The sequence below is a fragment of the Streptomyces sp. MAI_2237 genome (genome assembly GCF_054189285.1).
The window spans coordinates 1,496,326-1,522,299 of the sequence record NZ_JAJPGQ010000003.1; the positions used below are offsets into that span (position 1 = coordinate 1,496,326).

Below are 25,974 nucleotides of genomic sequence, written 5' to 3' on the forward strand. Positions count from 1 at the left end.
AGCCGCTAGGCCTCTGAGAGGGCCCGTACGACTTCGGTCGTACGGGCCCTTTCGCACGTCCTGTGAAGGCCGGGCGAACTCTGCGGGTCTTCACCACGGCCCTGGTGGTGGCGCTGCCCGGCGTCTGGGACCGTCTGAGGGCGCGCGACATCCTGTTCGACTTCACGATGCTGCAGTCCGGTTCGGGTGTGGACAGCGTCGACGGGGTGTGCTGGACGCTCTGGTGCGAGCTGCGGTTCTACCTGCTCTTCCCGGCCGTCGTCGCCACGGGGCTCACCTACCGCAAGGTGGTCGTCTTCTGTTGCGCGTGGGGCGCGGCGGCGATGCTCGCGCCGGTGGCGCACTGCGGCCCGCTGACCTGGCGGCGAACCCCGAGGACGCCTGGTTCTTCATCGCGGGACTCGCCCTCCACCTGATGCACCGCTTCGGCCAGGACCTGCTGCTGTCGGGCATCCTCGCCATGGCGTGGCTGCTGGGGGAGAGGCAACTGGGCGTCCGGATCGACGACTTCGAGCATGTGTCGGGCTGGCGGGGGAGTGTCGCCGTCTTCACCGGGTTCCTGCTGGTGATGGTCGCGATCGCGCTGGGCGCGACGGACCGGCTCCGCTGGAGGTGGCTGGCGACGGCGGGCAGCCTCACCTACCCGCTCTACCTCCTGCACTATGTCGCCGGTATGACCGACCGTCATCAACCGCCTGCAGGGCACGATGGACGTGCGCCTGCTGGTGGCCGCCGTCATCGCCGGCTTCCTGCTGCTGAGCCGGCTGTGCACCGGTTCGTGGAGCGGCCGCCGGCGCGGGTGCTGAAGCGGGGGCTGGAGGGGGCGTTCGGGAGGATGCGGAGGGCCGAGGCCTGAGCCCGCAGGGCTGTGACAGCGAAGCGTCGCGGTCACCAGGACGGTTCGCGGTAACGCCAGATGGGCCGGTCCGGGCGGGTGAGCCGTGCCCGGCAGTCCTCGGTCAGCTCGTGCGCCGTCCCCAGATACCGCTCGCACTCGTCCAGCAGCGTCGCGAACACGGTCCTCGCCTGGTCTACTCGACCCGAGCAGGCGGTCCACATGGCCTGCTGGTGCCGCGCGGCCAGAGTCAGCACGTGATGAGGACCGAGGGCTCGTGTGGTGTCCCGCACGAGGTCGAGCAGGAGCGAGAGCGCTTCGTCGTACCGGCCGCACTCCCCGGTCCAGCCGGTCAGCTGGAGACGGCAGGCGAAGGTTCGCGGGTGATCGCTGCCGTAGAGGGCGGTACGTCCGTCGATGACCGTGCAGAGAAGTCGCAGCCCCCGCCGGGTGTCGCCGCCGTGGAAGACCGCGTGGGCCTGGTTCCACAGGGCGTCGACGGTGAGCGGGTGATGCGCGCCCAGCATCCTGTCCCCATCGACCGCCAACTGGCTCCAGAGCCGGGTGGTTTCGGCTGAGCCCTTGGAGGCTGTTGCCCCCGCGACCTCGAACCGGCAGCTGAGAGTCGTGAGGGACGTGGGGCCGAAGAGCCGGACGGAGCGCTCCAACGCGGCGCGGGCCAGGGCCAGGGCTTCCGCCGGCTTGCCGGTGTGATCGGTCCAGCGGGCGATGTCCAATGTGATGTTGATGGTCTCCTGATGATCGTCGCCATACCTGAGTCGAGCCTCCGCGAGGAGAGCCGTCGTGAGCGCGAGGGACTCCTCGGCGTGGCCGGAGCCGCCGTGCCACCACGACAAGGCCCTGCGCAGCGCGAAGGTGGTCTCCGGGTCCGCGTCGACCGGTGCCTGGCGAAGGGCAGCGCGCAGGATCCGGGAGGCTTCCTCCGTCCTCAGCTCTTCTCCGAGGAGCAGCGCCAGCCCGACGGCCCCGGTGAGGATTCCGCTGTCCAGCGCCTTCTGGAAGGCATCCCTGGCGGCGGTGCGCCTGGAGTGGAGGAGGGCCGACCATCCGATGTCCTCGCAGATCTGCGGATCGCCTGCGGCGATCAGCCGGGACCAGGTCTCTGCGGCGATAGGGGCGTTCCTGGCATCCTCATCCAGCGTGTCGGGCAAGTAGTCGAAGACGTGGTAGCCGTCCGGCTGTGAGGCATGGGCAAGGAGCAGGCTGCTCGTGGCGTACCAGGGGGTCGTAGCCCAGGTGAGTGCCTCCTCCCAGCTCTCGGGGCGCAGCGCGAGGCCTCCGTGCCGGGTGAGCTGCTCCTCGTGAAGTTCCCGCAGGAGGCGGATCGGCAGTGGCCGCAGCCAGCCGGCGCGGCGAGCCTCCACCGCGGCGGCGACCAGTGCGGCGCCGCGCACGTGCGTCCCTTCGGGCGCCCAGGCGTCCTGCCAGACGATGAACAGTTGCGGTCCGGCGGCGAGGTACTCGGCCACTCCGAACCGGTCGGCCTGAACGATCGCCTGGGCCAGCCGTCGATCCCCGTCCATCCGTCGCGCCCTTGCCAGCTCGGTCTCGTGCCAGCGTCGGTCGAGTCGGATCTCGTGCGCCAGTGCCAGCACGTCCCGTGCGGTGCGGCGGCCCGCGGCGTCTCCCGCGTCCGGGCCCAGGCCCTGGACGTCCGTGTAGCGAGCCCGCTCCTGCACCCTGATCGTTCCCACCACCACAGTCCTGTGCCCGGAGCGCGTAGAGGTGTGGAGGTGCAGCAGATAGGGGGTCAGTCCGCCCGCGCCCAGGTAGCGCTCGATGTCGTCCAGCCACACGACCGCGTCGCGTTCGTGTCGTAGCGCGGCTTCCGCCGCCGCCAGCGCTCCGGCACGGGTGGGGTCGGGGGCGATGAAGGCAGCGTCGGGCAGCACAGCGCGTACCGCCTCGAAGGCCGCTCGCGTCTTGCCGGACGTGGACTCTCCGACGACCAGCACGAATGGGTATGTACGGAGGGCTTCCTCGATGTCGCCGCTGCGATCGCGGCGCACGAACGGAGGAACCCGCGCCCCTTCCGAGCCGGCATCGCCCTCCGGTGCGGCCGGGTGGACGCCAGCCAGGAGAAGGTCGGTCATGTCGCGGACCCTGTGGAGACGTCCACGCCCGTCCGTCAGCAACGCGCGTCTGGTCTCCTGGCCGCGTTTCGTGTCCTGGTCGATCAGCTGCTGGCCTCGCTGTGAGAGGGCCGCACCGAGCGCCCCGACCACGGCGAGCAGGGTTCCGCCCACCACCCCCGGCAGCAGCCGGCCCAGTGCCGAGAGGATCGACGCCCCGACGGCGACGGCGACGAGCAGCCACCAGCCGCTCCGGCGGGCCCCCCATGTCCGCATACGGCCATGACAGCACCGCGTGCCGAAGAGGTCCAGAGCGCGAATCCCCGCTGCCGTCCGCCGCCACGTGGGTGCGAAGGGCACCCGTGTTTGACCTACGTCACTCTCGGGGTATTCTCTCCGGCTCCGATTGGCCAGGCCCCTGCCCCATATGGCAGACTGTCCGAGTTGCTCGGTCGAGTGTTGATGCTGCGCGCCTCCCGCCGGGGGGACCGGAAGCGAGTCCCACAGTACTCGTCGCCCTAACTGCCTTCGGGCAGCGCTGGGGCGGACGTACGGGAATCTTCCGGGAAGTGTGGTGCGGCACCGGCCAGGCACCCGGTGAACCTCTTTCCCAAGATCAGGGATGTTCGAACAAGGGACATCTGTGTCAGTGGAAGCGCGACACGCCCGACCGCGTGGGTCGGACAAAGTGTCAAGGGGACACCAGGTACCAGAGCTGTAGAGAGACAGGACTACTGAGTAGCCATGGCGGGACAGAAGATCCGCATCCGGCTCAAGGCCTACGACCACGAGGTCATCGACAGCTCGGCGAAGAAGATCGTCGAGACGGTGACGCGTACTGGTGCGTCGGTCGCGGGCCCGGTGCCGCTGCCCACTGAGAAGAACGTGTACTGCGTCATCAAGTCGCCGCACAAGTACAAGGACTCGCGCGAGCACTTCGAGATGCGCACGCACAAGCGCCTGATCGACATTCTCGACCCGACCCCCAAGACCGTTGACTCTCTGATGCGACTCGACCTCCCGGCCGGTGTCGACATCGAGATCAAGCTCTGAGGGCTGGTGATCTGAGAATGGCTAAGCAGATCAAGGGCATCCTGGGCGAGAAGCTCGGCATGACGCAGGTGTGGGACGAGAACAACCGCGTTGTTCCGGTCACCGTCGTCAAGGCCGGCCCCAACGTCGTCACCCAGGTCCGTACGAACGACGTCGACGGCTACGAGTCCGTCCAGATCGCGTTCGGCGAGATCGACCCGCGCAAGGTGAACAAGCCCCTCAAGGGCCACTTCGCCAAGGCCGACGTCACCCCCCGCCGCCACCTCGTCGAGATCCGCACCGCGGACGCCTCCGAGTACACGCTGGGCCAGGAGATCTCCGCTGAGGTCTTCGAGGCGGGCGTCAAGGTGGACGTGACCGGCAAGAGCAAGGGCAAGGGCTTCGCCGGTGTCATGAAGCGTCACAACTTCAAGGGCCTCGGCGCCGGACACGGCACCCAGCGCAAGCACCGCTCTCCCGGTTCCATCGGTGGCTGCGCCACCCCGGGCCGTGTGTTCAAGGGCCTCCGCATGGCGGGTCGCATGGGCAACGAGCGCGTCACCACCCAGAACCTGACCGTCCACGCCGTTGACGCGGAGAAGGGTCTGCTGCTCATCAAGGGCGCGGTTCCCGGTCCGAACGGCGGCCTCGTCCTGGTCCGCACCGCGGCCAAGGGGGCCTGAGGTACCGATGAGCACTGTTGACATCCTTTCGCCTGCCGGCGAGAAGACCGGTAGCGTCGAGCTCCCCGCGGAGATCTTCGGCGTGGAGAAGGTCAGCATCCCGCTGATCCACCAGGTCGTCGTCGCGCAGAACGCCGCTGCCCGTCAGGGCACGCACAAGACCAAGACCCGTGGCGAGGTTCGCGGTGGCGGCAAGAAGCCGTACCGCCAGAAGGGCACCGGCCGCGCCCGTCAGGGCTCGACCCGCGCGCCCCAGTTCGCCGGTGGTGGCGTCGTGCACGGTCCCGTGCCGCGCGACTACTCGCAGCGGACCCCGAAGAAGATGAAGGCTGCCGCCCTGCGTCACGCCCTCACCGACCGGGCCCGCCACAACCGCATCCACGTCGTCTCCGGCGTGATCGAGGGCGAGACCCCCAGCACCAAGGCCGCTCGCACGCTGTTCGGCAAGATCTCGGAGCGCAAGAACCTGCTCCTGGTCGTCGAGCGCGCCGACGAGGCCGCGTGGCTGTCCGCCCGCAACCTGCCCCAGGTCCACATCCTGGAGCCGGGCCAGCTGAACACGTACGACGTGATCGTCTCGGACGACGTGGTCTTCACCCAGGCCGCTCTCGAGTCCTTCGTCGCCGGCCCGAAGGCCAACGACACCGAAGGGAGCGAGGCCTGATGGCTACGCGTCACCCGAGCATTGCCTCCAAGGCTGCGAAGGCCGCCAAGGCCGCGCGCGTCGCCAAGGCGCGTCGCCACGCCACCGAGGGCAAGAACACGGTCGAGACCCCCCTCAGCAAGTCGTACACGGACCCCCGTGACGTGCTGCTGAAGCCGGTCGTCTCCGAGAAGAGCTACGCGCTCCTGGACGAGAACAAGTACACGTTCATCGTCGACCCGCGCGCCAACAAGACCCAGATCAAGGAGGCCGTCCAGGCGGTCTTCTCGGTCAAGGTCACCGGGGTCAACACGATCAACCGCATCGGCAAGCGCAAGCGGACCCGCACCGGCTTCGGCCAGCGTGCGGCGACCAAGCGCGCGATCGTGACCCTCGCCGAGGGCGACCGTATCGACATCTTCGGCGGTCCGACCGCGTAAGCGGGTCGGATCGTCCGATATCGGACGAGGACTGAGAAATGGGAATCCGCAAGTACAAGCCGACTACGCCGGGCCGTCGTGGCTCCAGCGTCGCCGACTTCGTCGAGGTCACGCGGTCCACGCCGGAGAAGTCGCTGGTCCGCCCGCTGCACAGCAAGGGCGGCCGTAACAACGCCGGTCGTGTGACCGTTCGCCACCAGGGTGGCGGACACAAGCGCGCCTACCGAGTGATCGACTTCCGTCGTCACGACAAGGACGGCGTGCCGGCGAAGGTCGCGCACATCGAGTACGACCCCAACCGCACTGCGCGCATCGCGCTGCTCCACTACGCGGACGGCGAGAAGCGCTACATCCTGGCGCCCAAGGGCCTGACCCAGGGCGACCGGATCGAGAACGGCCCGGGCGCCGACATCAAGCCCGGCAACAACCTGGCGCTGCGCAACATCCCCGTCGGTACGACGATCCACTCCGTGGAGCTTCGTCCGGGCGGCGGCGCCAAGTTCGCCCGCTCCGCCGGTGCCTCCGTGCAGCTGCTCGCGAAGGAGGGCACGATGGCCCACCTCCGCATGCCCTCCGGTGAGATCCGCCTGGTCGACCAGCGCTGCCGCGCCACGGTCGGCGAGGTCGGCAACGCCGAGCAGAGCAACATCAACTGGGGCAAGGCTGGCCGCAAGCGCTGGCTGGGCGTCCGCCCGACCGTTCGCGGTGTGGCGATGAACCCGGTTGACCACCCCCACGGTGGTGGTGAGGGCAAGACCTCCGGTGGTCGCCACCCGGTCAGCCCCTGGGGTCAGAAGGAAGGTCGTACTCGTTCGCCCAAGAAGGCATCGAACAAGTACATCGTCCGCCGCCGCAAGACGAACAAGAAGCGCTAGGAGCGGGTTTAGATGCCGCGCAGTCTCAAGAAGGGGCCCTTCGTCGACGGACACCTCATCAAGAAGGTGGACGCCCAGAACGAAGCCGGCACCAAGAACGTCATCAAGACCTGGTCCCGTCGCTCCATGATCGTCCCGGCCATGCTCGGCCACACGATCGCGGTGCACAACGGCAAGACCCACATCCCGGTGTTCGTCACCGAGTCGATGGTCGGCCACAAGCTCGGCGAGTTCTCGCCGACGCGCACCTTCCGGGGTCACGTCAAGGAAGACCGGAAGTCGAAGCGCCGCTAACAGCGGATCGCATTCAGACACGTAAGTAACTCTGAAGGGACAACCATGGAAGCCAGGGCCCAGGCGCGGTACATCCGCGTCACGCCCATGAAGGCCCGCCGTGTGGTGGACCTCATCCGTGGCATGGACGCCACGGAGGCCCAGGCTGTTCTGCGATTCGCTCCGCAGGCAGCCTCGGTTCCGGTCGGCAAGGTGCTGGACAGCGCCATTGCCAACGCCGCGCACAACTACGACCACACCGACGCCGACAGCCTCTTCATCTCCGAGGCGTACGTCGACGAGGGCCCGACCCTGAAGCGGTTCCGGCCGCGCGCCCAGGGCCGTGCCTACCGGATCCGCAAGCGGACCAGCCACATCACCGTGGTCGTCAGCAGCAAGGAAGGAACCCGGTAATGGGCCAGAAGGTTAACCCGCATGGGTTCCGGCTCGGTGTCACCACGGACTTCAAGTCCCGGTGGTACGCCGACAAGCTGTACAAGGACTACGTCAAGGAAGACGTCGCCATCCGTCGGATGATGACGTCCGGCATGGAGCGCGCCGGCATCTCCAAGGTCGAGATCGAGCGCACCCGTGACCGCGTGCGTGTGGACATCCACACCGCTCGTCCGGGCATCGTCATCGGCCGCCGTGGCGCCGAGGCCGACCGCATCCGCGGCGACCTCGAGAAGCTCACGGGCAAGCAGGTCCAGCTGAACATCCTCGAGGTCAAGAACCCCGAGACGGACGCTCAGCTGGTCGCGCAGGCCGTCGCCGAGCAGCTCTCCTCCCGCGTCTCCTTCCGTCGCGCCATGCGTAAGAGCATGCAGTCGGCGATGAAGGCCGGCGCCAAGGGCATCAAGATCCAGTGCGGTGGCCGCCTCGGCGGCGCCGAGATGTCCCGCTCGGAGTTCTACCGCGAGGGCCGCGTGCCCCTGCACACGCTCCGCGCGAACGTGGACTACGGCTTCTTCGAGGCCAAGACGACCTTCGGCCGCATCGGCGTGAAGGTCTGGATCTACAAGGGCGACGTCAAGAACATCGCCGAGGTCCGCGCCGAGAACGCTGCGGCCCGTGCGGGTAACCGCCCGGCCCGTGGCGGTGCCGACCGCCCGGCCCGTGGTGGCCGTGGTGGCGAGCGGCGCGGTCGCAAGCCGCAGCAGGCTGCCGGCGCCGAGGCCCCCAAGGCCGAGGCTCCCGCGTCCGCTCCGGCTGAGAGCACCGGAACGGAGGCCTGACCGACATGCTGATCCCCCGTAGGGTCAAGCACCGCAAGCAGCACCACCCCGGACGCAGCGGCGCTGCCAAGGGTGGCACGACGGTTGCGTTCGGCGAGTACGGCATCCAGGCGCTCACCCCGGCGTACGTGACGAACCGTCAGATCGAGGCCGCTCGTATCGCCATGACGCGTCACATCAAGCGTGGTGGCAAGGTCTGGATCAACATCTACCCGGACCGTCCCCTCACCAAGAAGCCCGCTGAGACCCGCATGGGTTCCGGTAAGGGTTCTCCGGAGTGGTGGATCGCCAACGTCAAGCCCGGACGCGTGATGTTCGAGCTGTCGTACCCCAACGAGAAGATCGCCCGTGAGGCGCTGACTCGTGCGGCCCACAAGCTGCCGATGAAGTGCCGGATCGTCAAGCGCGAGGCAGGTGAAGCGTGATGTCGGCCGGTACCAAGGCGTCCGAGCTGCGCGAACTGGGTGACGAGGAGCTTCTGGGGAAGCTCCGCGAAGCCAAGGAAGAGCTGTTCAACCTCCGCTTCCAGGCGGCCACGGGTCAGCTCGAAAACCACGGTCGGCTGAAGGCCGTCCGTAAGGACATCGCGCGGATCTACACCCTGATGCGCGAGCGTGAGCTGGGCATCGAAACGGTGGAGAACGCATGAGCGAGAGCAACGTGACCGAGAACAAGGAAGCGCGCGGCTTCCGCAAGACCCGTGAGGGTCTGGTCGTCAGCGACAAGATGGACAAGACCGTCGTCGTCGCCGTCGAGGACCGTGTGAAGCACGCGCTGTACGGCAAGGTCATCCGCCGTACGAACAAGCTCAAGGCGCACGACGAGCAGAACGCCGCGGGTGTCGGCGACCGTGTCCTCCTCGCGGAGACCCGGCCGCTGTCCGCCACGAAGCGCTGGCGCGTCGTCGAGATCCTCGAGAAGGCCAAGTAGGTAATTCCCGCAAGGGAATTCCAACAAGTACGCCTGCGGGGTACCCCGCAGGACAGTTCCGCCAGGCTCCGGGGGCCGTTGAAGAACGGCCCCCGGGGAACCGGCAGACGATCAGGAGATAGACGTGATCCAGCAGGAGTCGCGACTGCGTGTCGCCGACAACACTGGTGCGAAGGAAATCCTTTGCATCCGTGTGCTCGGTGGCTCCGGTCGCCGCTACGCGGGCATCGGTGACGTCATCGTCGCCACCGTCAAGGACGCGATCCCCGGTGGCAACGTGAAGAAGGGTGACGTCGTCAAGGCGGTCATCGTTCGCACCGTCAAGGAGCGCCGCCGTCCGGACGGCTCGTACATCCGCTTCGACGAGAACGCCGCCGTCATTCTGAAGAACGACGGCGACCCTCGCGGCACCCGCATCTTCGGCCCGGTCGGGCGTGAGCTGCGCGAGAAGAAGTTCATGAAGATCATCTCGCTGGCTCCGGAGGTGCTGTAAGCATGAAGATCAAGAAGGGCGACCTGGTCCAGGTCATCACCGGCAAGGACAAGGGCAAGCAGGGCAAGGTCATTGCCGCTTTCCCGCGCGAGGAGCGCGTCCTGGTCGAGGGTGTCAACCGGGTCAAGAAGCACACCAAGGCCGGCCCGACCGCCAGCGGTTCGCAGGCCGGCGGCATCGTCACGACCGAGGCGCCGATCCACGTCTCCAACGTCCAGCTGGTCGTTGAGAAGGACGGCAACAAGGTCGTCACGCGTGTCGGTTACCGCTTCGACGACGAGGGCAACAAGATCCGCGTTGCCAAGCGGACGGGTGAGGACATCTGATGGCTACCACCACCACTCCGCGTCTCAAGACGAAGTACCGCGAGGAGATCGCGGGCAAGCTGCGTGACGAGTTCAAGTACGAGAACGTCATGCAGATCCCCGGTCTCGTGAAGATCGTGGTCAACATGGGTGTCGGCGACGCCGCCCGTGACTCGAAGCTGATCGAGGGCGCGATCCGCGACCTGACCACCATCACCGGTCAGAAGCCGGCCGTCACCAAGGCCCGCAAGTCCATCGCGCAGTTCAAGCTGCGTGAGGGCCAGCCGATCGGTGCCCACGTCACGCTCCGTGGCGACCGCATGTGGGAGTTCCTGGACCGCACCCTGTCGCTCGCGCTCCCGCGCATCCGCGACTTCCGCGGCCTGTCCCCCAAGCAGTTCGACGGCCGTGGCAACTACACCTTCGGTCTCACGGAGCAGGTCATGTTCCACGAGATCGACCAGGACAAGATCGACCGCGTCCGGGGTATGGACATCACCGTGGTCACCACGGCGACCAACGACGCTGAGGGCCGCGCGCTCCTTCGTCACCTCGGCTTCCCCTTCAAGGAGGCGTGAGCGAGATGGCGAAGAAGGCTCTGATCGCGAAGGCTGCTCGCAAGCCCAAGTTCGGCGTGCGTGGCTACACGCGCTGCCAGCGCTGCGGCCGTCCCCACTCCGTGTACCGCAAGTTCGGCCTGTGCCGCGTGTGCCTTCGTGAGATGGCTCACCGTGGCGAGCTGCCGGGCGTGACCAAGAGCTCCTGGTAATCCCGTAGTTCGGGATTCCTGAAGCTCTCGGTAAGCAGACTGGGCGGTCAGACGCCCACCTCCGCATGCCTTAGGCTTGTGGGGTTGGGCGTCTGTCGCCGCCCGTACGACTTACTACGCCGTAGGTCCACCGCGCCGCACCCGTCCCGTCTCGGATCGGGGAGAGGGATGGCGCACCAGGAAACCCCGGCGAGAGAGGCCGAAGGCCAATTCATGACCATGACTGATCCGATCGCAGACATGCTTACGCGTCTGCGGAATGCGAACTCGGCGTACCACGACTCGGTGTCGATGCCGCACTCCAAGATCAAGTCCCACATCGCGGAGATCCTCCAGCAGGAGGGCTTCATTACGGGCTGGAAGGTCGAGGACGCCGAGGTCGGCAAGAACCTCGTCCTCGAGCTGAAGTTCGGCCCGAACCGTGAGCGCTCCATCGCGGGCATCAAGCGGATCTCCAAGCCCGGTCTCCGGGTGTACGCGAAGTCCACCAACCTGCCGAAGGTGCTGGGCGGCCTCGGCGTGGCGATCATCTCCACGTCGCACGGGCTCCTCACCGACAAGCAGGCCGGCAAGAAGGGCGTGGGTGGGGAAGTCCTCGCCTACGTCTGGTAGCGGAAGGGAACGGAGGAAACAGCTATGTCGCGTATTGGCAAGCTCCCCATCACGGTTCCCGCCGGCGTGGACGTCACCATCGACGGCCAGACGGTCTCGGTCAAGGGCCCCAAGGGCACGCTGACCCACACCGTCGTGGCGCCGATCGAGATCGCCAAGGGTGAGGACGGCGTTCTGAACGTCACCCGCCCCAACGACGAGCGTCAGAGCAAGGCCCTGCACGGCCTGTCCCGCACGCTGGTGGCGAACATGATCACCGGCGTGACCCAGGGTTACGTGAAGAAGCTCGAGATCAGCGGTGTCGGTTACCGCGTGACCGCCAAGGGTTCGAACCTCGAGTTCGCTCTCGGCTACAGCCACCCGATCACCGTCGAGGCGCCCGAGGGAATCACCTTCAAGGTGGAGACCCCGACCCGCTTCCAGGTCGAGGGCATCGACAAGCAGAAGGTCGGCGAGGTTGCGGCCAACATCCGCAAGCTGCGCAAGCCCGACCCGTACAAGGCCAAGGGCGTCAAGTACGAGGGCGAAGTCATCCGCCGCAAGGTCGGAAAGGCGGGTAAGTAAGCCATGGCATACGGGCAGAAGATCCTCAAGGGCGACGCCTACAAGCGCGCCGCGATCAAGCGCCGTCACATCCGGATCCGCAAGAACCTTTCCGGTACGGCGGAGCGTCCCCGTCTGGTCGTGACCCGCTCCAACCGCCACATCGTGGCGCAGGTGATCGACGACCTGAAGGGCCACACCCTGGCTTCGGCGTCCACGCTGGACAGCTCGATCCGCGGTGGCGAGGGCGACAAGTCCGCGCAGGCCAAGCAGGTCGGCGCCCTGGTCGCCGAGCGTGCCAAGGCCGCCGGTGTCGAGGCCGTCGTGTTCGACCGTGGTGGCAACCAGTACGCCGGGCGCATCGCCGCCCTGGCGGACGCCGCCCGCGAGGCCGGGCTCAAGTTCTGAGCCGCTTGTAGCTAGCGGAAAGAGAGAGGTAATCCAATGGCTGGACCCCAGCGCCGCGGAAGCGGTGCCGGTGGCGGCGAGCGGCGGGACCGGAAGGGCCGTGACGGCGGCGCTGCTGCCGCCGAGAAGACCGCGTACGTTGAGCGCGTCGTCGCGATCAACCGCGTCGCCAAGGTTGTGAAGGGTGGTCGTCGCTTCAGCTTCACCGCGCTGGTCGTGGTGGGCGACGGTGACGGCACCGTGGGTGTCGGTTACGGCAAGGCCAAGGAGGTGCCGGCCGCCATCGCCAAGGGTGTTGAGGAGGCCAAGAAGCACTTCTTCAAGGTCCCCCGTATCCAGGGCACCATCCCGCACCCGATCACGGGTGAGAAGGCTGCCGGCGTCGTTCTCCTCAAGCCGGCTTCGCCGGGTACCGGTGTTATCGCCGGTGGTCCCGTGCGTGCCGTCCTGGAGTGCGCCGGTATCCACGACGTGCTGTCGAAGTCGCTCGGCTCGTCGAACGCGATCAACATCGTGCACGCGACCGTGGAGGCCCTGAAGGGCCTGCAGCGTCCCGAGGAGATCGCGGCCCGCCGCGGTCTGCCCCTCGAGGACGTCGCTCCCGCGGCTCTGCTGCGTGCGCGTGCCGGGGCTGGTGCTGCGTAATGGCTCAGCTCAAGATCACGCAGACGAAGTCGTACATCGGCAGCAAGCAGAACCACCGTGACACCCTGCGCTCCCTTGGTCTCAAGGGCATCAACACGCAGGTCGTCAAGGAGGACCGCCCCGAGTTCCGCGGCATGGTGCACACCGTCCGCCACCTCGTGACGGTCGAGGAGGTCGACTGATCATGGCGGAGAACAACCCGCTCAAGATCCACAACCTCCGTCCCGCCCCGGGCGCCAAGACCGCCAAGACCCGTGTCGGTCGTGGTGAGGCGTCGAAGGGTAAGACGGCCGGTCGTGGCACCAAGGGCACCAAGGCCCGCTACCAGGTTCCGGAGCGCTTCGAGGGTGGCCAGATGCCCCTCCACATGCGTCTCCCGAAGCTGAAGGGCTTCAAGAACCCGTTCAAGACCGAGTTCCAGGTCGTGAACCTCGACAAGCTGGCCGCGCTCTACCCCGAGGGTGGCGAGGTCACCGTCGAGGGTCTGGTGGCCAAGGGTGCCGTTCGCAAGAACAGCCTCGTCAAGGTCCTCGGCCAGGGTGAGATCTCCGTGGCGCTGCAGGTGACGGTCGACGCCGTCTCCGGCTCCGCCAAGGAGAAGATCACCGCCGCCGGCGGTACGGTCACCGAGCTCGTCTGAGTTCCGGCGACACCGTCGCACACGTACAGAGGCCGGGCAGTTCTCCACGGGGAGCTGCCCGGCCTCTGCCGTAGAAAGTGGCCGGAAACATACGGTCGTACCCCCGGGTGTCAACGTGGTGTGACCGCATCCGGGTGATGATGCGGATCTCCACCGGCCTGTAACTGACTCACCCTTGACCTGCCGTCCTCCGCACGAACTTCACCTGGCTGCGCAGGCGCTGTTAGAGTCCGTAAGTCCACCTGTGCCCGCGCGAGGTATGCCGTTCGGTGTCGGGGTGGTAGAAAACATCGTTCGGCCCTCTGGGCCATGTCAGACGACTAGTCCCTGCCGCGCGCGGCGCGGGGGTCGCAGGAGGAACCGTGCTCACCGCGTTCGCCCGGGCGTTCAAGACGCCCGACCTGCGCAAGAAGCTGCTCTTCACGCTGGGCATCATCGTGGTCTACCGCGTAGGTACCCACATCCCGATCCCGGGCGTGTCCTACACGGCTGTCCAGGAGTGCGTGAAGGAGGCCTCGGGCAACCAGGGTCTCTTCGGCATGATCAACATGTTCAGCGGTGGCGCGCTGCTCCAGGTCACCGTCTTCGCCCTCGGCATCATGCCCTACATCACAGCGAGCATCATCCTGCAGCTGCTGACCGTGGTCATCCCGCGCCTGGAAGCCCTCAAGAAGGAGGGCCAGGCCGGTACGGCGAAGATCACGCAGTACACCCGTTATCTGACCGTGGCGCTCGCCATCCTGCAGGGCACCGGTCTGGTCGCCACCGCGCGCAGCGGCGCGCTGTTCAGCGGCTGCCAGGTCGCCGGTCAGATCGTGCCGGACCGCTCGATCTTCAGCACCATCACGATGGTCATCTGCATGACCGCCGGCACCGCCGTCGTCATGTGGCTCGGCGAGCTGATCACCGACCGCGGCATCGGCAACGGCATGTCGATCCTGATGTTCATCTCGATCGCCGCGACCTTCCCGTCCGCGCTGTGGGCCATCAAGAAGCAGGGCAAGCTGGCCGACGGCTGGATCGAGTTCAGCACCGTCATCCTCGTCGGCCTGGTCATGGTCGGCCTGGTCGTCTTCGTCGAGCAGGCCCAGCGCCGCATCCCGGTGCAGTACGCGAAGCGCATGATCGGGCGCCGGTCCTACGGCGGTACGTCCACGTACATCCCGCTGAAGGTGAACCAGGCGGGTGTGATTCCCGTCATCTTCGCGTCGTCGCTGCTCTACATTCCGGCGCTGGTCGCGCAGTTCTCCAGCAGCAAGTCGGGCTGGAAGACCTGGGTCGAGCAGAATCTGACCAAGGGCGACCACCCGATTTACATTGTTTCGTACTTCTTGCTCATCGTGTTCTTCGCGTTCTTCTACGTGGCGATCTCCTTCAACCCCGAGGAAGTCGCGGACAACATGAAGAAGTATGGTGGCTTCATCCCGGGCATCCGGGCTGGCCGACCGACCGCTGAGTACCTCAGTTACGTGCTCAACCGGATCACCTGGCCGGGTTCGCTGTATCTGGGACTGATCGCTCTCGTGCCGACGATGGCGTTGGTGGGCTTTGGGGCAAGCCAGAACTTCCCGTTCGGCGGGACCAGCATCCTGATCATCGTGGGTGTCGGTCTCGAGACGGTGAAGCAGATCGAGAGCCAGCTCCAGCAGCGCAATTACGAAGGGTTCCTCCGCTGATGCGAATCGTCCTCGTCGGGCCGCCCGGTGCCGGAAAGGGCACGCAGGCCACCCGCCTCGCCGGGAAGCTCTCGATCCCGCACATCTCCACGGGCGATCTGTTCCGCGCCAACATCAGCCGGCAGACGGAGCTCGGGAAACTCGCGAAGTCCTACATGGACGCCGGCAACCTGGTGCCGGACGAGGTCACCATCGCGATGGCGAAGGACCGCATGGAACAGCCGGACGCCGAGAACGGCTTCCTGCTGGACGGTTTCCCGCGCAACGTCTCGCAGGCCGAGGCGCTCGACGAGCTGCTCAAGACCGAGACCATCAAGCTGGACGCGGTCCTCGACCTCGAAGTCCCCGAGGAAGAGGTCGTGAAGCGGATCGCCGGCCGGCGCATCTGCCGCAACGACTCGGCGCACGTCTTCCACGTCTCCTACAGCCCCGCCAAGAAGGAAGGCGTCTGCGACGTCTGCGGCGGCGAGCTGTACCAGCGTGACGACGACTCCGAGGAGACCGTGCGCAAGCGGCTCGAGGTCTACCACACGCAGACCGAGCCGATCATCGACTACTACAAGGCACAGGGTCTGGTCGTGACGATCTCCTCCCTGGGTCCGGTGGACGAGATCACGCAGCGCGCCCTGGAGGCGCTCAAGCGCGAGGACGACGGCAAGTAGACGCCCGTCCGGTACGGCCGTGGCACCCGTTCGGGCGTCACGGCCGTACTGTTGTGTACGTAATCGGACGACGTGAGTGACGGAGAGCGCAGGCCCCCATGGTGCAGATCAAGACCCCCGAGCAGATCGCCAAGATGCGTGAGGCGGGGCTGGTCGTGGCCGCCATCCACGCGGCCACCCGTGAGGCGGCGGTGCCCGGAGCCACCACCAAGGACCTGGACGAGGTCGCCCGCAAGGTCCTCGCCGAGCACAACGCCAAGCCCAACTTCCTCGGCTACGGCGGCTTCCCCGCGACGATCTGCACCTCGGTCAACGAGGTCGTCGTCCACGGCATCCCCTCCGACGACGTCGTCCTCAAGGACGGCGACATCATCTCCATCGACTGCGGCGCCATCATCGACGGCTGGCACGGAGACGCCGCGTACACGGCCTTCGTGGGCTCCGGGCACGCCCCCGAGCTGATCGAGCTCTCCCGGGTGACCGAGGAGTCGATGTGGGCCGGCATCGCGGCCATGAAGCAGGGCAACCGGCTCGTCGACGTCTCGCGGGCCATCGAGACGTACATCCGCCGCCAGCCGAAGCCGGGCGGCGGCAAGTACGGGATCATCGAGGACTACGGCGGCCACGGCATCGGCACCGAGATGCACATGGACCCGCACCTGCTGAACTACGTCGACCGCCGGCGGGGCAAGGGGCCGAAGCTGGTCCCCGGCTTCTGCCTGGCCATCGAGCCGATGGTGTCCCTGGGCACGCCCAGGACCGAGGTCCTCTCCGACGACTGGACGGTCATCACCACCGACGGCACCTGGTCCTCGCACTGGGAGCACTCGGTCGCGCTGACCGAGGAGGGCCCGCTGGTCCTCACGGCCCCGGACGGGGGCAAGGCCAAGCTGGCCGAGCACGGCATCACGGCCGCGCCGGACCCGCTGGCCTGAGCTTGTCGCGCAGTTCCCCGCGTCCCTCGCGGGGCGCCACGGCCCGGCGCGCTTAAGGATCTCCCCCTTGGGGCATCCTTCCTCGATTCGTCTTTCGGAGTGCGCTGACGTAGACTGACTCGTCGGCTCTCGTGCACCCGCATGTCCGCATGCGCCCTCAGGGGAAAAGCAGGAGAGTCGATCAAGGTAGTCGATTCGAAGGGCGAAGCGTGGCCAAGAAGCAAGGTGCCATCGAGATCGAGGGCACTGTCGTCGAGTCTCTTCCGAACGCCATGTTCAAGGTCGAGCTCCAGAACGGCCACCAGGTCCTGGCACACATCAGCGGCAAGATGCGTATGCACTACATCCGCATCCTCCCTGACGACCGGGTCGTGGTGGAGCTGTCTCCGTACGACCTGACGCGTGGCCGGATCGTCTACCGCTACAAGTAGATCTTGCCCGCATCCCGTTTCGGCGGGGTGGTGGCACTGACCCGGAGAACCTCAATCCCATGAAGGTCAAGCCGAGCGTCAAGAAGATCTGCGACAAGTGCAGGGTGATCCGCCGTCACGGTCGGGTCATGGTCATCTGCGAGAACCCGCGCCACAAGCAGCGCCAGGGCTGACGCACGATCGACCGTTCCCTCTGCATCGACATCGCAGGGATTCGCGCGACGCGAGCTGAATTGTTCATACGCAGGACCCAGGCCGACACGGCTTGACACCCCCGGTTCGGAGGCCGGGGACCCGGTTCGTACCTGATACGGCGGCCGGGAACCGGTTCTGCGGAAGACCTCCGAAGATCACCAGGAGCCATTGAAGTGGCACGCGTTTCCGGTGTTGACATCCCGCGCGAAAAGCGCGTGGAGGTCGCCCTCACCTACGTGTTCGGCATCGGCCGGACCCTTTCGCAGCAGACGCTTGCGGAGACGGGTATCGACCCGAACACCCGAGTTCGTGACCTGAGCGAAGAGCAGCTCGTCGCGATCCGCGAGTACGTGGACAACAACATCAAGACCGAGGGTGACCTCCGTCGCGAGATCCAGGCCGACATCCGCCGCAAGGTCGAGATCGGCTGCTACCAGGGTCTCCGTCACCGTCGTGGTCTGCCCGTCCGCGGTCAGCGCACCAGCACCAACGCCCGCACCCGCAAGGGCCCGCGTCGCGCCATCGCCGGCAAGAAGAAGCCGGGCAAGAAGTAGTCCTCAGCGGACAACGCTTCATCAGCGGTCTTCGCTGTAGGACCGACCACCTCCCCGTAGGAGTTTGTAGATGCCCCCCAAGGGTCGTCAGGGCGCTGCCAAGAAGGTGCGCCGCAAGGAAAAGAAGAACGTCGCTCACGGCCACGCGCACATCAAGAGCACGTTCAACAACACGATCGTCTCCATCACGGACCCGTCCGGCAACGTGATCTCCTGGGCCTCCGCCGGCCACGTCGGCTTCAAGGGCTCCCGGAAGTCCACGCCGTTCGCCGCGCAGATGGCCGCCGAGTCGGCTGCCCGCCGCGCCCAGGAGCACGGCATGCGCAAGGTCGACGTGTTCGTCAAGGGCCCGGGTTCCGGTCGTGAGACCGCGATCCGCTCCCTGCAGGCCACGGGCCTCGAGGTCGGCTCCATCCAGGACGTCACCCCGACCCCGCACAACGGCTGCCGTCCGCCGAAGCGCCGCCGCGTCTGACGCACGGTCGCTTTCAGGATTCGGGCGGTACGGCTCCGTAAAGGGGCGGTATCGCCCGTACCCTTGCAGTACCCGCGCTTTTCACTGGCGCGGTTTCCGTCGGGCGTCAAATAGCGGGCGTCCACGAAAGAAGGATCTGATCCACACATGCTGATCGCTCAGCGTCCCTCGTTGACCGAAGAGGTCGTCGACGAGTTCCGCTCCCGGTTCGTGATCGAGCCGCTGGAGCCGGGCTTCGGCTACACCCTCGGCAACTCCCTCCGCCGCACCCTCCTGTCGTCGATCCCCGGTGCCGCTGTCACCAGCATCCGCATCGACGGCGTCCTGCACGAGTTCACCACCGTGCCGGGCGTCAAGGAGGACGTCACCGACCTGATCCTCAACATCAAGCAGCTGGTCGTCTCCTCGGAGCACGACGAGCCGGTCGTGATGTACCTGCGCAAGCAGGGCCCGGGTCTGGTCACCGCCGCCGACATCGCGCCCCCGGCCGGTGTCGAGGTGCACAACCCCGACCTGGTCCTCGCCACGCTCAACGGCAAGGGCAAGCTGGAGATGGAGCTCACGGTCGAGCGTGGCCGCGGTTACGTCTCCGCCGTGCAGAACAAGCAGGTGGGCCAGGAGATCGGCCGTATCCCGGTCGACTCCATCTACAGCCCCGTGCTGAAGGTCACGTACAAGGTCGAGGCGACCCGTGTCGAGCAGCGCACCGACTTCGACAAGCTGATCGTCGACGTCGAGACCAAGCAGGCGATGCGTCCCCGCGACGCCATGGCCTCCGCCGGCAAGACCCTGGTCGAGCTGTTCGGTCTCGCCCGCGAGCTGAACATCGACGCCGAGGGCATCGACATGGGCCCGTCCCCCACGGACGCCGCCCTTGCCGCCGACCTGGCGCTGCCGATCGAGGAGCTGGAGCTCACGGTCCGCTCCTACAACTGCCTCAAGCGCGAGGGCATCCACTCCGTGGGTGAGCTCGTCGCTCGCTCCGAGGCCGACCTCCTGGACATCCGCAACTTCGGTGCGAAGTCCATCGACGAGGTCAAGGCGAAGCTGGCCGGCATGGGCCTGGCCCTCAAGGACAGCCCGCCCGGATTCGACCCCACGGCCGCTGCCGACGCCTTCGGCGCCGACGACGACGCGGACGCGGGTTTCGTGGAGACCGAGCAGTACTGAGTCAGTGCTGATCAGTGCTTGACCGGTCGATGCCGGTGAGCATCCGCTCATCGGGTTCCTGACCCCGGTACCTGACACGGCCGGGGCAGACACACAGGAGAAGAACAATGCCGAAGCCCACCAAGGGTGCCCGTCTGGGCGGCAGTGCCGCGCACGAGAAGCTGCTCCTCGCGAACCTCGCGAAGTCGCTCTTCGAGCACGGCCGTATCACCACCACCGAGGCGAAGGCGCGCAAGCTGCGCCCGTACGCCGAGCGTCTGGTCACCAAGGCGAAGAAGGGCGACCTTCACAACCGCCGTCAGGTGCTCCAGGTGATCACGGACAAGAGCATCGTGCACACGCTCTTCACCGAGATCGGCCCGCGCTACGAGAACCGTCCCGGTGGCTACACCCGCATCACCAAGATCGGTAACCGCCGTGGCGACAACGCGCCCATGGCCGTCATCGAGCTGGTCGAGGCGCTGACGGTGGCCCAGCAGGCGACCGGCGAGGCCGAGGCCGCGACGAAGCGTGCGGTCAAGGAGTCCGACGAGGCCAAGGCCGAGGAGACCAAGGCCGACGAGGCCGAGGGCGCCGAGACCGAGGCTGCCGAGGAGTCGAAGGACGCGTAAGCGTTCCGGCGGGGGCTGCGCGTTCGCGGCCGCGGGTTCGTGGTGGCCTGTCGCGCAGTTCCCCGCGCCCCTTCGGGGGCGCTCAGCGGGTCCGTTCCTTTCATGGGACGGGCCCGCTTTCGTGTTCCTGAGAGGATCTCCGTGTGAGTGACGAAGTACAGCCCGGTTACGTCCGTGTACGCCTCGATCTGTCCTACGACGGCACCGACTTCTCCGGCTGGGCCAAGCAGGCCGGCGGACGGCGGACCGTACAGGGGGAGATCGAGGACGCCCTGCGGACCGTGACGCGGTCGGGGGAGACGACGTACGAGCTGACCGTCGCCGGGCGGACGGACGCCGGGGTGCACGCCCGGGGACAGGTGGCGCACGTCGACCTGCCGGAGCCGGTCTGGCGTGAACACCACCAGAAGCTGCTCAAGCGGCTCGCCGGGCGGCTGCCCAGGGACGTACGGGTCTGGGCCCTCAGAGAGGCGCCCAGCGGCTTCAACGCCCGCTTCTCGGCCGTCTGGCGGCGCTACGCGTACCGGGTGACGGACAACCCCGGCGGCGTCGATCCGCTGCTGCGCAACCACGTCCTGTGGCACGACTGGCCGCTCGACGTCGACGCCATGAACGAGGCGGCCCTGCGGCTGCTCGGCGAGCACGACTTCGCCGCGTACTGCAAGAAGCGGGAGGGCGCGACCACCATCCGCACGTTGCAGGAACTGAGCCTGGAGCGGGGCGAGGACGGGATTGTCACCGCCACCGTGCGGGCCGACGCCTTCTGCCACAACATGGTGCGCTCGCTGATCGGGGCGCTGCTGTTCGTCGGCGACGGGCACCGGGGCCCGGAGTGGCCGGGCAAGGTGCTGGCCGCGGGCGTCAGGGACTCGGCCGTCCATGTCGTACGACCGCACGGGCTGACGCTGGAGGAGGTCGGCTATCCGGCCGACGAGCTGCTGGCCGCCCGGAACAAGGAGGCCCGCAACAGGCGGACGCTCCCGGGGGCGGCCTGCTGCTGACCGCGGCGCCGGGAGCCTCGCGTCCTACTCGGTCGCCGCGGCCGACGCCTGGGCCTCGCCGCGCCTGCGGATCTGGCGGAACGTGAACGTCTGCAGGTCGTCGCCGGTCGAGAACACCTTCGTGTCCTTGTTCGTGACGTCCTTGCCGTTCAGGAAGCCGCCGGTGGTGAAGTAGGCGTACCGGCCGTAGGAGTTGACCGTCGTGCGGCAGGTCGCGGCGTTGCAGAAGGACTTCACCCCGTCGCCCGCGAGCGGCTTGACGAAGCCCTTCTTGTCCGCCGTGCCCTTCACCTTGGTCGCCTGGGCCTCCGTGTCGAACACGGCCACGCCGACCGTCACCGCGACGCCGTCCTTCTGGTACGTCACGCGCATCAGACGGGTGCACTTGCCGGCCGTGAGGAGATTCACGTACGTGCCCTGGACGGCCGAGGCGCAGTTGTTGGTGTCGGCCGTGGCGCCCTTCTGGTAGACCGTCGAGCCCATGGTCAGCCGGGCGCCCGGGAAGAGCAGGGCCGCGCTGAGCGGCGCCGTGTCCTTGGCCTTGCTGGAGATGAACTCCTTCGGGTCCAGTGGCGGCGGCGCGCTGGTCGGCGCGAAGGAGGGGGCGGTGGCGGTGCTGCCCGGGATGGACGCGCTGGCCGGCAGGTTCGACGGGTTGCCGGACGCCTTGTCGTCGCCGTTGGCGGACACCACGGCCATCGCGACGGCGGTGCCTATCGCGAGGGTGGCGAGTGCCCCGCCGCCGATGAACAGCAGCCGGCGCCGCTTGTTGCGCGTCTCGGACGCCTCCGCGAGCGCCGCCCAGTCCGGGGTCTGGCCGTCACCGCCGCTGTTCCACGGCTGCTGGGAGTTCGGTTTCCAGGGATCCCATTGAGACTGGGGACCCCCCTGCTGCCCAAAGCTCATGGGGCGCATCTTAGACGGGGTACGGAGGGGACCGGTGTGGCTCCGGCGAGGCTCCCGGGGACCTTTGCGACAGGCGTGTACATCTCGGCCGCACGAGGGTGGCGCGGCCTCGTTTTGACCCGTACGGGGGCGCCCCGGTATCCTGCATCTTCGTTGTGTATTGGCTCGCTCGTTCTCACGCGAGAGACCGATACCTAGGTTCCCTGGAGCAGTTACCAGTGGGCGGCATACGGGCATCGTCCCCGGCCATTGTCGTCCCCAGCTGCACGATCGCTTCAGTGATGCCATGTGTCAGCACCCATCCACTGAAGAAAAAGGCTGCGAAGTGCGTACATACAGCCCCAAGCCCGGCGATGTGACTCGCCAGTGGCACGTCATCGACGCTCAGGACGTCGTCCTGGGCCGTCTGGCCACGACCGCCGCGTCTCTTCTCCGCGGCAAGCACAAGCCGATCTACGCGCCCCACGTCGACACCGGTGACTTCGTCATCATCATCAACGCCGACAAGGTGCACCTCTCCGGCAACAAGCGGACCCAGAAGATGGCGTACCGCCACTCCGGCTACCCGGGTGGTCTGCGCTCCGTCCGTTACGACGAGCTGCTGGACAAGAACCCCGAGAAGGCCATCGAGAAGGCCGTCAAGGGCATGCTCCCCAAGAACACGCTGGGCCGTCAGATGCTCTCGAAGCTGAAGGTCTACAAGGGTGACCAGCACCCGCACGGCGCGCAGCAGCCGCAGCCGTTCGAGATCACCCAGGTCGCGCAGTAAGTCCGGCCACCCCTAAGCCTGAAGAGAATCTGAGGAGAATCGTGGCCGAGACCACTGCCGAGCAGCCGCTCGAAGAGCTTGACATCGACAGCTACACCACGGAGTCGGACGTCCCCGTCGAGGGCGAGTACACCTCCGAGTCCATGGCCTCCCGCTTCGGCGACCCGCAGCCGGCCGCCGGCCTGGGCCGTCGCAAGAACGCCATCGCCCGCGTCCGGATCGTCCCGGGCTCCGGCAAGTGGAAGATCAACGGTCGCACCCTCGAGGACTACTTCCCGAACAAGGTGCACCAGCAGGAAGTCAACGAGCCCTTCAAGGTGCTCGAGCTCGAGGGTCGCTACGACGTCATCGCCCGCATCGCCGGTGGCGGTGTCTCCGGCCAGGCCGGTGCGCTCCGTCTCGGTGTCGCCCGCGCGCTGAACGAGGCCGACGTCGACAACAACCGCGGCCCGCTCAAGAAGGCCGGCTTCCTCCGCCGCGACGACCGTGCGGTCGAGCGCAAGAAGGCCGGTCTGAAGAAGGCCCGCAAGGCCCCGCAGTACAGCAAGCGCTAATCACCAGCTGCCTGCACGTACTCCGAACGCCCCGGCGGCACGCCACAGTGCCGACCGGGGCGTTCGTTTATCACCGTCGTGGGCGTATAACGGCACAAGATGCTCAGAGGCTTGTGTGATCGGATGCCGGAATGTCGGGCTGCCGGTACGCCTGCAACAGCTGACGCTTTCTCAGGAGGACAAGTGGGACGACTCTTCGGCACGGACGGCGTGCGGGGCGTCGCCAACGCGGATCTGACCGCCGAGATGGCACTCGGTCTGTCGGTGGCGGCGGCGCACGTGCTGGCCGAGGCGGGTACGTTCGCGGGCCACCGGCCGACGGCGGTCGTCGGACGCGATCCGCGTGCGTCCGGGGAGTTCCTGGAGGCCGCGGTGGTCGCGGGTCTCGCGAGCGCCGGTGTCGACGTGCTGCGGGTCGGAGTGCTGCCCACGCCCGCCGTCGCGTACCTGACCGGCGCGCTCGGCGCCGACCTGGGCGTCATGCTGTCCGCCAGCCACAACGCCATGCCCGACAACGGCGTCAAGTTCTTCGCCCGCGGCGGCCACAAGCTCGCCGACGAGCTGGAGGACCGGATCGAGGCGGTGTACGACGCCCACCGGCACGGGGAGCCGTGGGAGCGGCCGACCGGCGCGGGCGTGGGGCGGGTGCGGACCTACGACGAGGGGTTCGACCAGTACGTCGCCCATCTCATCGCCGTCCTGCCGAACCGGCTGGACGGGCTGAGGATCGTCCTCGACGAGGCGCACGGCGCCGCGGCGCGGGTGTCGCCCGAGGCGTTCTCGCGGGCCGGGGCCGAGGTCGTCACGATCGGCGCCGAGCCGGACGGGCTGAACATCAACGACGGCTGCGGCTCCACCCACCTGGACAAGCTGAAGGCGGCCGTCGTCGAGCACGGGGCCGCGCTGGGCATCGCCCACGACGGCGACGCCGACCGGTGCCTGGCCGTGGACCACACGGGGGCCGAGGTCGACGGCGACCAGATCCTCGCCGTGCTCGCGCTCGACATGCGGGAACGCTCGGTGCTGCGGTCCGACACGGTGGTCGCGACCGTCATGTCCAACCTCGGCTTCAAGCTGGCGCTGGAGCGGGAGGGGCTGAAGCTCGTCCAGACGGCGGTGGGGGACCGCTACGTCCTGGAGGAGATGAAGCAGCACGGGTACGCGCTCGGCGGCGAGCAGTCCGGGCACGTGATCATCCTCGACCACGCGACGACCGGCGACGGGACGCTGACCGGGCTGCTGCTGGCCGCGCGGGTCGCCCAGACCGGGCGGTCGCTGAAGGAACTCGCGGCCGTGATGGAGCGGCTGCCGCAGGTGCTGATCAACGTGCCGGACGTGGACAGGTCCCGGGTCGGTACGTCGGCCGAGCTGGCGTCGGCCGTCGCCGAGGCCGAGCGGGAGCTCGGGTCCACCGGGCGGGTACTGCTGCGGCCGTCCGGGACCGAGCCGCTGGTGCGGGTGATGGTGGAGGCCGCGGACATCGAGCAGGCTCGGTCTGTGGCGGGGCGGTTGGCCGACGCGGTGAAGTCCGCGCTGGGGTAGGGCTGGTCTCTGGCGGGTTCGGGGTGGGGGTTCTGTGCGTCGCGGGCTGCGGCGCCGTCGTGGTTGATCGCGCAGTTCCCCGCGCCCCTTAAACGGCGTTGCGCTTCCCTCGTTGTGTGGACCAGAGCCACTTCTGGGTGAGCAGGGTCAGGGTGCCTGCCAGGACGATGCCCAGGAGGTTCAGCAGGAGCTGTTCCGAGGAACGCAGGGCCTGGTGGGTGTCGCTGTAGATCAGGGCCACCGCCGCGTTGGCGGCGGCCGGGACCGTCGTCACCGAGATGGCGACGCCGACCAGGGCGCCCGACTTGGCGGAGGTCAGGGAGAGGGTGCCCGCCGCGCCGGCGAGGACCGCGACCACGAACGAGAACCAGTCCGGCGCGTAGATGAAGCCCGTGTTGGGCCGGTCCGCCTCCAGCCGGGCCTCGCTGAACAGGCCGACCGCGTCCATGAACAGGCTGAAGCCGACCGTCAGCAGCATCGCCGCGGCGAAGCCCACCAGCAGCGCTATCAGTGACCGCAGAGCCAGGCGCGGGGCGCGCTGCACGATCGCCGTGCAGATGCCGGCGAGGGGCCCGAACTCCGGGCCGACCGCCATCGCGCCCACGATGAGGATCGCGTTGTCCAGGACGACACCGCAGGCCGCGATCATCGTGGCGAGCGTGATGAACGCGAGGTAGGTGGCGGAGAGCGTCGACTCCTCGTGGGTGGCGTCGGTCAGGTGCTCCCACAGGACGGCGTCCGCGCCCTCGCCCGGGGCCTCCGCCTCCGCCTTGTCGGCCCGCCTGGACAGCGAGAGGTCGATGTTCTCGACGGCGATCGAACCGGTGTGGTCCAGGCCCAACTTCTGCAGCCCGCTGAGGAGTTCGTCGCCCGCCTCCCGGGCCACGTCGCACATCACGACGTCCCCGGCGGGGTTGCGGGCGGCGCCGGGGACGACGACGAGGTGCGTGGTGCCGACCGTCTTCTCGATCAGGCGGACCACGTCGTCCGTCGTGTCGGACGGTGTGATCAGGCGCAGGTGCAGCATGGGCGCAGACTA

At 67.6% G+C, this 25,974-nt stretch carries 39 protein-coding genes; 36 read left to right on the forward strand and 3 right to left on the reverse strand.

All coding sequences use genetic code 11. From position 1 onward, the window contains the following. The first annotated feature begins 62 nt into the window (after nt 1-62). Nucleotides 63-416 (forward strand): hypothetical protein, encoded by a 354-nt coding sequence (locus tag LN251_RS17270; RefSeq protein ID WP_458245201.1) that lies wholly within the window; start codon nt 63-65, stop codon nt 414-416. Further along, nucleotides 416-856, forward strand: coding sequence for a hypothetical protein (locus LN251_RS17275; RefSeq protein WP_458245202.1), 441 nt, complete (start codon nt 416-418; stop codon nt 854-856). Before LN251_RS17270 ends, LN251_RS17275 begins: the two co-directional genes overlap by 1 nt. Nucleotides 857-888: 32 nt before the next feature. Here LN251_RS17275 and LN251_RS17280 read toward each other — a convergent pair whose 3' ends face one another. Next, nucleotides 889-3,204: a tetratricopeptide repeat protein gene (locus LN251_RS17280; RefSeq protein ID WP_458245203.1), complete on the reverse strand. Its 2,316-nt coding sequence runs from the start codon at nt 3,202-3,204 to the stop codon at nt 889-891. Nucleotides 3,205-3,672: 468 nt separating this feature from the next. Between LN251_RS17280 and rpsJ the strand changes: the two genes are divergently transcribed. From rpsJ to truA, 31 genes are all read left to right on the forward strand, one after another. Continuing rightward, the gene (rpsJ, locus tag LN251_RS17285; protein WP_003948644.1) at nt 3,673-3,981 is read left to right on the forward strand and encodes a 30S ribosomal protein S10; all 309 of its coding nucleotides are present in this window, start codon (nt 3,673-3,675) and stop codon (nt 3,979-3,981) included. Between the two features lie 17 nt (nt 3,982-3,998). After that, nucleotides 3,999-4,643, forward strand: a complete 645-nt coding sequence (gene rplC / locus LN251_RS17290) for a 50S ribosomal protein L3 (protein ID WP_005481233.1) — start codon at nt 3,999-4,001, stop codon at nt 4,641-4,643. A gap of 7 nt (nt 4,644-4,650) precedes the next feature. Then, nucleotides 4,651-5,307 carry a 50S ribosomal protein L4 gene (gene rplD / locus LN251_RS17295; RefSeq protein ID WP_142141938.1) on the forward strand — a complete coding sequence of 219 codons (657 nt, stop codon included), beginning with the start codon at nt 4,651-4,653 and terminating at the stop codon, nt 5,305-5,307. Continuing rightward, nucleotides 5,307-5,726: a 50S ribosomal protein L23 gene (rplW, locus tag LN251_RS17300; RefSeq protein ID WP_058923764.1), complete on the forward strand. Its 420-nt coding sequence runs from the start codon at nt 5,307-5,309 to the stop codon at nt 5,724-5,726. Before rplD ends, rplW begins: the two co-directional genes overlap by 1 nt. 38 nt (nt 5,727-5,764) lie before the next feature. Further along, nucleotides 5,765-6,601: a 50S ribosomal protein L2 gene (rplB, locus tag LN251_RS17305; RefSeq protein WP_058923763.1), complete on the forward strand. Its 837-nt coding sequence runs from the start codon at nt 5,765-5,767 to the stop codon at nt 6,599-6,601. A gap of 12 nt (nt 6,602-6,613) precedes the next feature. Beyond that, the gene (rpsS, locus tag LN251_RS17310; protein WP_058923762.1) at nt 6,614-6,895 is read left to right on the forward strand and encodes a 30S ribosomal protein S19; all 282 of its coding nucleotides are present in this window, start codon (nt 6,614-6,616) and stop codon (nt 6,893-6,895) included. A 45-nt stretch (nt 6,896-6,940) separates the two neighbouring features. After that, on the forward strand, nt 6,941-7,288 hold the full coding sequence (gene rplV / locus LN251_RS17315; protein WP_003974262.1) for a 50S ribosomal protein L22: 348 nt from the start codon (nt 6,941-6,943) through the stop codon (nt 7,286-7,288). Beyond that, entirely contained in the window at nt 7,288-8,109 is an 822-nt protein-coding gene (rpsC, locus tag LN251_RS17320; RefSeq protein ID WP_003998826.1) for a 30S ribosomal protein S3, read from the forward strand. The genes rplV and rpsC overlap by 1 nt, the downstream gene beginning before the upstream one ends. A gap of 5 nt (nt 8,110-8,114) precedes the next feature. Further along, on the forward strand, nt 8,115-8,534 hold the full coding sequence (gene rplP, locus LN251_RS17325) for a 50S ribosomal protein L16 (RefSeq protein WP_007494765.1): 420 nt from the start codon (nt 8,115-8,117) through the stop codon (nt 8,532-8,534). Continuing rightward, on the forward strand, nt 8,534-8,758 hold the full coding sequence (gene rpmC, locus LN251_RS17330; RefSeq protein ID WP_030221001.1) for a 50S ribosomal protein L29: 225 nt from the start codon (nt 8,534-8,536) through the stop codon (nt 8,756-8,758). The genes rplP and rpmC overlap by 1 nt, the downstream gene beginning before the upstream one ends. Continuing rightward, nucleotides 8,755-9,039 carry a 30S ribosomal protein S17 gene (gene rpsQ, locus LN251_RS17335; RefSeq protein ID WP_383666595.1) on the forward strand — a complete coding sequence of 95 codons (285 nt, stop codon included), beginning with the start codon at nt 8,755-8,757 and terminating at the stop codon, nt 9,037-9,039. Before rpmC ends, rpsQ begins: the two co-directional genes overlap by 4 nt. A gap of 124 nt (nt 9,040-9,163) precedes the next feature. Continuing rightward, nucleotides 9,164-9,532, forward strand: a complete 369-nt coding sequence (gene rplN / locus LN251_RS17340) for a 50S ribosomal protein L14 (protein WP_003998823.1) — start codon at nt 9,164-9,166, stop codon at nt 9,530-9,532. Nucleotides 9,533-9,534: 2 nt separating this feature from the next. Continuing rightward, nucleotides 9,535-9,858 carry a 50S ribosomal protein L24 gene (gene rplX / locus LN251_RS17345; RefSeq protein WP_058923760.1) on the forward strand — a complete coding sequence of 108 codons (324 nt, stop codon included), beginning with the start codon at nt 9,535-9,537 and terminating at the stop codon, nt 9,856-9,858. After that, complete coding sequence (gene rplE, locus LN251_RS17350) at nt 9,858-10,415, forward strand: 50S ribosomal protein L5 (protein WP_007494758.1); 558 nt, start codon at nt 9,858-9,860, stop codon at nt 10,413-10,415. The genes rplX and rplE overlap by 1 nt, the downstream gene beginning before the upstream one ends. Before the next feature lie 5 nt (nt 10,416-10,420). Then, nucleotides 10,421-10,606: a type Z 30S ribosomal protein S14 gene (locus LN251_RS17355; protein WP_003948630.1), complete on the forward strand. Its 186-nt coding sequence runs from the start codon at nt 10,421-10,423 to the stop codon at nt 10,604-10,606. Between the two features lie 213 nt (nt 10,607-10,819). Continuing rightward, on the forward strand, nt 10,820-11,218 hold the full coding sequence (rpsH, locus tag LN251_RS17360) for a 30S ribosomal protein S8 (RefSeq protein WP_014674378.1): 399 nt from the start codon (nt 10,820-10,822) through the stop codon (nt 11,216-11,218). A gap of 24 nt (nt 11,219-11,242) precedes the next feature. Continuing rightward, entirely contained in the window at nt 11,243-11,782 is a 540-nt protein-coding gene (rplF, locus tag LN251_RS17365; protein WP_058923759.1) for a 50S ribosomal protein L6, read from the forward strand. 3 nt (nt 11,783-11,785) lie between these two features. Next, entirely contained in the window at nt 11,786-12,169 is a 384-nt protein-coding gene (gene rplR / locus LN251_RS17370) for a 50S ribosomal protein L18 (protein ID WP_030745253.1), read from the forward strand. A gap of 36 nt (nt 12,170-12,205) precedes the next feature. Continuing rightward, nucleotides 12,206-12,814, forward strand: a complete 609-nt coding sequence (rpsE, locus tag LN251_RS17375) for a 30S ribosomal protein S5 (protein WP_108954805.1) — start codon at nt 12,206-12,208, stop codon at nt 12,812-12,814. Further along, nucleotides 12,814-12,996 (forward strand): 50S ribosomal protein L30, encoded by a 183-nt coding sequence (rpmD, locus tag LN251_RS17380; protein WP_005481207.1) that lies wholly within the window; start codon nt 12,814-12,816, stop codon nt 12,994-12,996. The genes rpsE and rpmD overlap by 1 nt, the downstream gene beginning before the upstream one ends. 2 nt (nt 12,997-12,998) lie before the next feature. After that, the gene (gene rplO, locus LN251_RS17385) at nt 12,999-13,454 is read left to right on the forward strand and encodes a 50S ribosomal protein L15 (protein ID WP_003974249.1); all 456 of its coding nucleotides are present in this window, start codon (nt 12,999-13,001) and stop codon (nt 13,452-13,454) included. Nucleotides 13,455-13,816: 362 nt separating this feature from the next. Then, entirely contained in the window at nt 13,817-15,130 is a 1,314-nt protein-coding gene (secY, locus tag LN251_RS17390; RefSeq protein WP_249835126.1) for a preprotein translocase subunit SecY, read from the forward strand. Then, nucleotides 15,130-15,792, forward strand: a complete 663-nt coding sequence (locus LN251_RS17395) for an adenylate kinase (protein ID WP_249835125.1) — start codon at nt 15,130-15,132, stop codon at nt 15,790-15,792. Before secY ends, LN251_RS17395 begins: the two co-directional genes overlap by 1 nt. Before the next feature lie 98 nt (nt 15,793-15,890). Further along, complete coding sequence (map, locus tag LN251_RS17400) at nt 15,891-16,727, forward strand: type I methionyl aminopeptidase (RefSeq protein ID WP_458245204.1); 837 nt, start codon at nt 15,891-15,893, stop codon at nt 16,725-16,727. 209 nt (nt 16,728-16,936) lie between these two features. Beyond that, complete coding sequence (infA, locus tag LN251_RS17405) at nt 16,937-17,158, forward strand: translation initiation factor IF-1 (RefSeq protein WP_003948620.1); 222 nt, start codon at nt 16,937-16,939, stop codon at nt 17,156-17,158. Between the two features lie 59 nt (nt 17,159-17,217). After that, nucleotides 17,218-17,331, forward strand: coding sequence for a 50S ribosomal protein L36 (rpmJ, locus tag LN251_RS17410; RefSeq protein WP_003998809.1), 114 nt, complete (start codon nt 17,218-17,220; stop codon nt 17,329-17,331). 195 nt (nt 17,332-17,526) lie between these two features. Beyond that, on the forward strand, nt 17,527-17,907 hold the full coding sequence (gene rpsM, locus LN251_RS17415; protein ID WP_020135802.1) for a 30S ribosomal protein S13: 381 nt from the start codon (nt 17,527-17,529) through the stop codon (nt 17,905-17,907). A 70-nt stretch (nt 17,908-17,977) separates the two neighbouring features. Beyond that, the gene (rpsK, locus tag LN251_RS17420; protein ID WP_003956432.1) at nt 17,978-18,382 is read left to right on the forward strand and encodes a 30S ribosomal protein S11; all 405 of its coding nucleotides are present in this window, start codon (nt 17,978-17,980) and stop codon (nt 18,380-18,382) included. A 147-nt stretch (nt 18,383-18,529) separates the two neighbouring features. Then, entirely contained in the window at nt 18,530-19,552 is a 1,023-nt protein-coding gene (locus LN251_RS17425) for a DNA-directed RNA polymerase subunit alpha (protein WP_003966937.1), read from the forward strand. Nucleotides 19,553-19,659: 107 nt separating this feature from the next. Then, a complete protein-coding gene (gene rplQ, locus LN251_RS17430; RefSeq protein ID WP_458245205.1) occupies nt 19,660-20,163 on the forward strand; it encodes a 50S ribosomal protein L17 in 504 nt (167 codons plus the stop codon). A gap of 143 nt (nt 20,164-20,306) precedes the next feature. Beyond that, on the forward strand, nt 20,307-21,164 hold the full coding sequence (truA, locus tag LN251_RS17435) for a tRNA pseudouridine(38-40) synthase TruA (RefSeq protein ID WP_458245206.1): 858 nt from the start codon (nt 20,307-20,309) through the stop codon (nt 21,162-21,164). Nucleotides 21,165-21,188: 24 nt separating this feature from the next. On the opposite strand, the gene LN251_RS17440 is transcribed toward truA, so the two are convergent. Then, nucleotides 21,189-22,070, reverse strand: a complete 882-nt coding sequence (locus LN251_RS17440; protein ID WP_458245207.1) for a hypothetical protein — start codon at nt 22,068-22,070, stop codon at nt 21,189-21,191. Nucleotides 22,071-22,395: 325 nt separating this feature from the next. On the opposite strand from LN251_RS17440, the gene rplM reads away from it, so the two are divergent. The 3 genes from rplM (at nt 22,396) to glmM (ending at nt 24,935) form a co-directional block, all read left to right on the forward strand. Beyond that, on the forward strand, nt 22,396-22,839 hold the full coding sequence (gene rplM / locus LN251_RS17445) for a 50S ribosomal protein L13 (RefSeq protein WP_058923752.1): 444 nt from the start codon (nt 22,396-22,398) through the stop codon (nt 22,837-22,839). Nucleotides 22,840-22,880: 41 nt separating this feature from the next. After that, nucleotides 22,881-23,393: a 30S ribosomal protein S9 gene (rpsI, locus tag LN251_RS17450; protein ID WP_058923751.1), complete on the forward strand. Its 513-nt coding sequence runs from the start codon at nt 22,881-22,883 to the stop codon at nt 23,391-23,393. 183 nt (nt 23,394-23,576) lie between these two features. Then, entirely contained in the window at nt 23,577-24,935 is a 1,359-nt protein-coding gene (gene glmM, locus LN251_RS17455; RefSeq protein WP_458245208.1) for a phosphoglucosamine mutase, read from the forward strand. An 88-nt stretch (nt 24,936-25,023) separates the two neighbouring features. On the opposite strand, the gene LN251_RS17460 is transcribed toward glmM, so the two are convergent. After that, nucleotides 25,024-25,962 (reverse strand): DUF389 domain-containing protein, encoded by a 939-nt coding sequence (locus tag LN251_RS17460; RefSeq protein WP_458245209.1) that lies wholly within the window; start codon nt 25,960-25,962, stop codon nt 25,024-25,026. Between the last annotated feature and the right edge of the window lie 12 nt (nt 25,963-25,974).